General features: G+C 45.0%; 7 protein-coding genes. 4 read left to right on the forward strand and 3 right to left on the reverse strand.

Annotation, left to right across the window (positions count from 1 at the left end):
• Positions 1-74 precede the first annotated feature (74 nt).
• The gene (locus ACJ751_RS26075; RefSeq protein WP_407748468.1) at positions 75-1682 is read left to right on the forward strand and encodes a DUF5060 domain-containing protein; all 1608 of its coding nucleotides are present in this window, start codon (positions 75-77) and stop codon (positions 1680-1682) included.
• A gap of 58 nt (positions 1683-1740) precedes the next feature.
• Here the strand turns inward: ACJ751_RS26075 and ACJ751_RS26080 are convergent, their stop codons facing one another.
• The 3 genes from ACJ751_RS26080 to ACJ751_RS26090 all read right to left on the reverse strand — a co-directional run bounded on the left by ACJ751_RS26080 (position 1741) and on the right by ACJ751_RS26090 (position 3988).
• Positions 1741-2103: a YciI family protein gene (locus ACJ751_RS26080; protein ID WP_407748469.1), complete on the reverse strand. Its 363-nt coding sequence runs from the start codon at positions 2101-2103 to the stop codon at positions 1741-1743.
• 161 nt (positions 2104-2264) lie between these two features.
• Positions 2265-2621 carry a YciI family protein gene (locus tag ACJ751_RS26085; RefSeq protein ID WP_407748470.1) on the reverse strand — a complete coding sequence of 119 codons (357 nt, stop codon included), beginning with the start codon at positions 2619-2621 and terminating at the stop codon, positions 2265-2267.
• Between the two features lie 74 nt (positions 2622-2695).
• Entirely contained in the window at positions 2696-3988 is a 1293-nt protein-coding gene (locus ACJ751_RS26090; RefSeq protein ID WP_407748471.1) for an RNA polymerase sigma factor, read from the reverse strand.
• 109 nt (positions 3989-4097) lie between these two features.
• Here ACJ751_RS26090 and ACJ751_RS26095 point away from each other — a divergent pair, with 109 nt between their 5' ends.
• From ACJ751_RS26095 to ACJ751_RS26105, 3 genes are all read left to right on the forward strand, one after another.
• Positions 4098-4676 (forward strand): RNA polymerase sigma factor, encoded by a 579-nt coding sequence (locus ACJ751_RS26095; RefSeq protein ID WP_407748472.1) that lies wholly within the window; start codon positions 4098-4100, stop codon positions 4674-4676.
• A gap of 56 nt (positions 4677-4732) precedes the next feature.
• Positions 4733-5776 (forward strand): FecR family protein, encoded by a 1044-nt coding sequence (locus tag ACJ751_RS26100; RefSeq protein ID WP_407748473.1) that lies wholly within the window; start codon positions 4733-4735, stop codon positions 5774-5776.
• Between the two features lie 45 nt (positions 5777-5821).
• On the forward strand, positions 5822-6585 hold a 764-nt coding region (locus tag ACJ751_RS26105), incomplete at its 3' end, for a TonB-dependent receptor plug domain-containing protein (protein ID WP_407748474.1).

A 6585-nucleotide genomic window follows, 5' to 3' on the forward strand; every position in this document is an offset into this window, starting at 1 on the left:
ATAAGTGGAAGTGTAGAAATGAAGTTTATTATCACTGCTGCGTTATCTTACAAGCTTAAAAAACAGTGCCACGTATGAAAAAAAACGGAATGGCTGCCGTGTTCCTGTTGGTCTTGGTTGGTAACATAATAGCGCAGGACAAAATTGAAAAATGGGATGTATTTGAATTGACCCTGAAAGGCCCGTCAGCCGGTAATCCGTTTATGGGGACGGACTTACTCGCCCGGTTTACCAATGGCGATAAAGTGTATGAGCAGGAGGGATATTATGATGGTAATGGTATTTACAAGATCAGGTTTATGCCCGATAAAGAAGGCGCCTGGAGTTATGTTACTACCAGTAATAAAAAAGAATTGAATAATAGAAAAGGAAATTTTGAATGTACGCCTGCTTCAAAAAGTAATCATGGTCCGGTACGGGTAAGAGCTACTTATCATTTCCAGTATGAAGATGGAACGCCCTACTGGCCGTTTGGTACTACTATTTACGAATGGCCGTTCCAGGAGGCGGGAACAAAACACCAGACAATTGAAACACTGGCTTCCAGTGCGTTTAACAAAGCGCGCTTTTTAGCAGTGCCGCCTTATAAAGACAGGTATATAACGGGTCCGCTCACGATCACTACTTTTCCGTTTGAAGGTACTAATAAAGACAACTGGGATCTTTCCCGGTTCAACCCCGCGTATTTTAAAAACATCGATTCCTGTGTGCAGCAATTAAGAAACATAGGGGTGGAAGCGGATCTGATCCTTTTCCGTCCATATGATAAAGGTAAATGGGGTTTTGATATGATGGGCCAGGAAGTAAACAAACGCTTTGCCCGTTACATGGTAGCCCGTTATGCAGCGTACCGCAATATCTGGTGGAGCATGTGTAATGAAAACAGTTTTATTAAAAGCATGACCGATGAGGACTGGGACGAACTGTTTAAACTGGTGCAGGAGAAAGACCCATATCATCACTTACGCTCTATACACAATGCCGACAGAATATACGATTATGCAAAACCCTGGGTAACCCATGTAAGCCTTCAGTATTACAATGTGGTAAAAGCGCCCTGGGGTACGCCTTTGTTGAGAGACCTGTACAAAAAACCGATAGTGAATGATGAGATCAATTATGAAGGGGATATTGACAATCGTTGGGGGCAATTAACAGGGGAAGAAATGACCTTTCGCTTTTGGAACGCTTATATTGGCGGCGGTTATGCTACGCATGGCGAAACATATAAAACCAGTCCATGGATCTCTTACGGTGGTAAGCTGATCGGGACAAGTCCTGCGCGCATTGCATTTTTAAGAAAGATCGTAGAGAGCGGTCCTAAGGGAGGATTTGATCCGATAGATCAATACTGGGAGACAAATATGGCGGGTAAAGCAGGGGAGTATTACCTGGTTTATTTTGGCAAGAATAAATTAACCCAATGGGATTTTGTGTTGCCTAAAAGGGACCTCACCAACGGCGCAAAATTTAAGGTGGATATCATCGATACCTGGAACATGATCATTACGCCGGTTGACGCAGCGTTTGAAGTAGTGCCCATGCCCGATAACCGGTATCAGTTCATGGAAAAGAACAAGGCATCGATAAAACTGCCGGCCAAACCATACCTGGCCCTACGCATTTACAAAGTAGCCGATGGAACTAAAGTTGCTGATGATGGCCGCCATGAACTGGAGTAAAAAATAGTAAGGTAATAAAAATTAGGTGTCCCGATTTAATCGGGACACCTTGTTTTATTTAGCCATTAATGCCTTCCATTACTTTAATGGGTCGTACTTCAATTCTGGCGCCCGTGCCATCTTCAAATACCGGATTTTCTTTTGCTATTTGAATGGCTTCTTCGAGGCTGTTCGCCTGCACCAGAAAATAGCCGGCAATTACTTCTTTTGTTTCATTAAACGGCCCGTCTTTCAATTTGCCTGCCGCGCCTGATATAATTACGCCCTCCATATCGAGCGGTTGTGCGCTGTTTAATTTACCGCTTTGCATCAACCCACCCATATAAGTCATTACTTTTTTAAGGTGTTGCTGCTGTTGTTCCGGCGACAATTCCGCCAGGTGATCCCCTTGTGTGCGGATCAATAACATAAACTCTTTCATTTTTTTTGCTTTTTAAATGATTGATCGTTTTAACACCCTTAAAACAAAAATGCCCCGTTAATAGGGACATTTTTGTTTTAAATTTTTATTTTATTCAATCTGGCTATTGGATATCCTTTTAGAGTTTGCCGCGTCGCGGTTTTGCCCTCTGCCCTTTGCCTTTAGGCCGATGCTGGGATCGGCTTTATTGGGTGCACCTCAATTGTTGAAGGAATGTCGTCAAAAATGGGATTATCCTTTGCAATGGCCACAGCTTCCTCTATACTGTCGGCGACAACAAGAAAATAACCTGCGATCACCTCTTTGGTTTCATTAAAAGGCGCATCTTTTACCAGTCCATCATTTTTAGTGACGATACGGCTGCCTCTGTCAAGAGGCTGCGCGCTTTTGATTTTGCCTTGCTGTACCAGCTTCTCAATGTAGGCTGTACCATGTTCAATATGTTGGCGCAATTTATCAGGGGGAAGCATTGTCCATACTTCTCCTTCGGTTCTTACGATTAATAAAAATTCCTTCATTGTTTGTTTTTTACTATTGGAAGATGTGTTTAAAACAAATGAGAAATTGAAATAGGGACATGGATGCAAATAAATTATGCGCCATTTTGATTACAGATCTCCAATCTTTTTCGCAAAAGTTCCTGCTCGGCAGGCAATTGTGAAAGGGCAATGGCAGTTGTAAGAGCATTTTTTGCTTCTGTAAACCGGCCGGCCTGCATATAAAATTCGCCCAGTGTTGAATAGTAAAGGTGGTAACTTTTAAGAGGAGAAAGGTCTTTTAGTTTTTCCAGTTCAGCAATGGCAGTCTCTGGTCCGCTTACTTTTGACAGGGCAATAGCGCGGTTCAGGGCTACAAGCGGTGAACGGTCGAGTTCGCTCAGCTTATCGTACAAAAGCAGTATACTGTTCCAGTCGGTGGAGGCAAAATTGGCTGCCGAACAATGATAGGCGGAAATGGCGGCCAGGATATGATAAACCGAAATGTTTTTGTTGGTTGCCGCCGGATCGAGGTAAGCAAATCCTTTTGCCATTAATAACTTATCCCATTGGCTACGGTCCTGTTCTGCCATGGTTACTATTTCACCCTGCGCATTTTGCCGGGCGCTAAAACGGGATGCGTTCAGGTACATTAACGCCAAACAGGCAAATACTTTTGATTTATCTACTATGGAGGAACTGACGCTGATAATTTCGGTGAGCCGGATGGCTTCTGCACACAGTTCATAACGGATCAGGTAAGGGCCGGTGGAGGCGTTGTACCCTTCATTGAAAAGAAGGTAGATCGTTTGTAGTACGGCATCCAGCCGGTCTTCCAGGTGTTCCGGTTGAGGTACTTCAAAAGAGATCTTTTCCTCCCTTATTTTTTGCCTTGCCCTGACAAGACGTTTGTTTATATTTTCTTCGGTGGTAAGAAAGGCCCTGGCGATTTCTGATAAACTAAATCCGCAAAGGGTTTTCAATGTGAGCGCAACTTGTGAGTCACCGGAAATAGCAGGATGGCAGCAAGTGAACATCATCCTTAGTTGATCATCTCTTATCTCAGATTCTGAAAATAAGGTTTCCAATGCTGCATTGGCAGTCCATTCAGACTTTAAGAGATGTGCTGCCGCTGTTGCATATTCCCGTTTGTATTTTTCCCTGTTTACTATATTCAGGGCTTTGTTTTTCGCTACTTTGTACAACCAGGGAATGGGATGTTCCGGTATGCCTTTATAGTTCCATACGTTTATTGCTTCAAGAAGTGTATCCTGAACAACATCCTCGGCCAGTTCAAGATGGTGCGGGCCAAAAATGCGCGTTAATACGGCAACAAGCTTTCCCGTTTCATGCCGGAAAAGATGATCTACAAGGCGGGGGACATTATCATAGCTGCTTTCCGTTGCCATTGGGTGATAATTATTGTAAAGATACCAACAGGGTTATTAATATAATGATAATATCTCCTGCTGTAATATGTATTTACATTTGCCCCGATAGCAACCACGTGTAAGGGCAATGAATAGCACAATAGATATTTATGCGATCCGGGAAGGAGATGAAAAGGCCTTTGTGGTCATGTATTATCTTCTGAACGGAAAAGTGTATAACTTCTTTCTGAAAAGGACCCGTCATTCAGAAGTAGCGAAAGAGCTTACCCAGCAATGTTTCATTCGCATCTATAATTACAGGACTTCGCTTTCCTTATCTCATCCACTTGAAAAACAGGTATATATTATTGCCAAATCTGTTCTGCTCAATCACCTTCGACAGGAAGACCGCAAAACGGCCCGGGAACTCAACTATGCACAGCAAATGTATCCGGTGGGAGCTGATACCAGTGACAACGCCAATACCGGCTTTGAAACCCAGGATCTACTGGAAAAAATAACCCGACATCTGCCGCCTGTTCGCAAAAAAGTAATTCTGCTGAAAGCCCGCCAGGGTCTTTCCAATAAAGAAATAGCCGCGCAATTATCCATTTCAGTAAAAACAGTGGAGAATCATCTTACCAAAGCTACCCGGCAGCTACGTATCCTTTCACCCGATCTGCTGATTATCCTGGGGATCCTCTTTTCTAATGTTAACAAAATGTAACCAGTAGGGGGATCTTTCATCCTGCGGTGTACATGTTTAAAACAGCTACAAAATATATGCAGCCTGATCAGGAATTGATCCATCGTTATTACCAGGGCAATTGTACTCCGGAAGAAGCACAGCAGGTCATGAACTGGCTGTTGGAAAATGAAACGGAGCCCCGGCTTGCCCGGGACTGGTCAGCCGCATCCCCGGTAGGCGAATACCCTGAACCGTACGAAAAAAAGATGTTGGCGGTTATTCGGCGCGCCACCCATCGTTCAACACCAGTGCGATCGATGCATTGGCAACGCTGGACCGCCGCGGCGGGCATAGTGCTGGTGGCTGGTGTTGCCAGCCTGTTTTTGCCGCATAATAAAAATAAGTTGGCAGCTAAACAAACGTCCGCAATTACGCAGCCATTACTGGCAACAAGAAATGCATCTGGCACCCGCTCATTGACCATCCGGATGGTTGATGGAACAACGGTTGTACTGGAACCGGGCGCCATACTTCGATACGATTCTGCCAACTACAACCAGCACGATCGGGTTGTATCGCTGGAAGGGCAGGCTGATTTTTATGTGGCGCACAACAAAAGCAAACCGTTTAGTGTAAACGCCAACGGTTATTCCACCACTGCATTGGGAACTTCGTTTTTGGTGGCTGCCAAGCCAGCTGGGGATATCAGGGTGCGATTGTATACCGGGAAAGTGGTTATTCACCGGTTAAATAGATCAGACTCCGCCATAAAAGACATTTACCTGGTACCGGGTGAAGAAATGGCGTTCACTGCAACCACCCAGAAGCCGACGGTGAGCCGCTGGGAACCAGAAAAATTACCGGTGGAAGAAAGTAAGAAGACGATACTGGCCCATACGAAAGAAGTGCAACGGGTGGGAGATACCCTGTTCTTTAACAACGCGCAACTGGTTACGGTGCTTGAAGTATTGAAACGCCGCTATCAGGTGCCCATTCAATATAATCACACGAGTGTAGCCGATGCTTATTTTACCGGATCGGTATTACCGGGCGACGCTGTTGAACTGATCTTAAAAACGGTTACCCGGATAAACGGACTATCATTGATTGCTGCCGGCGATGGATTTATTATAAAATAGGATCCACGCTCACTTCTCTTATAAACATATTTAAACTATAGCTAAATGGGAAAAGCGAAAAAGCTCTTCAGGGGTATCGTATGCCTCATAATGATCCTGGTTTTGCAGGGGCCGCTGCTGGCCCAAAAACCGGAAGTTAGTACAATTACAGGCGAAGTATCGGATGTACGCGGTACCGTGCTCAGCATGCGGGGCTCCGCATTGGCTGGCGTAACGGTCACTGCTACCGAGCGATCAACCGGTCGCGTGTACAATACCACAACAGATTCAAGCGGCGATTTTGTGTTTCATGAATTTCGTACCGGCGGGAAATACGATTTCCAATTTTCTACGGTAGGCTATGAAAAAAATGAGTTTCCCGGGTTTATTGTAAAAGGAAAAGGGAAGAATACCCTCATGATCCGGCTTGTAGAGAAGAACAGCATCCTCGAAGATGTGGTGGTTGTGGGTTATGGTACGCAAAAGAAAGTGAATGTAACCGGCGCAGTGAGCACGGTAGATGCCCGCGTATTTGAAGACCGGCCGGTTTCATCCGTTGCACAAGCTTTGCAGGGCGCCATCCCCAACCTCAATATAAATTTTGGCGATGGACATCCCGGCAGCACCGGTACTTTCAATGTACGTGGTTTTGCGTCTGTATCAAATACAACGGGTAGTCCGCTGATCCTGATCGATGGCGCACCGGGTGACATCAATATGTTGAATCCGTCGGATATTGAATCGCTGTCAGTGTTGAAAGACGCCTCTTCTGCAGCTATCTATGGCGCCCGTGCCGCTTTTGGCGTTATTCTCGTTACTACCAAACAGGC

Source organism: Niastella sp., assembly GCF_045805085.1.
GTDB lineage: Bacteria > Bacteroidota > Bacteroidia > Chitinophagales > Chitinophagaceae > Niastella.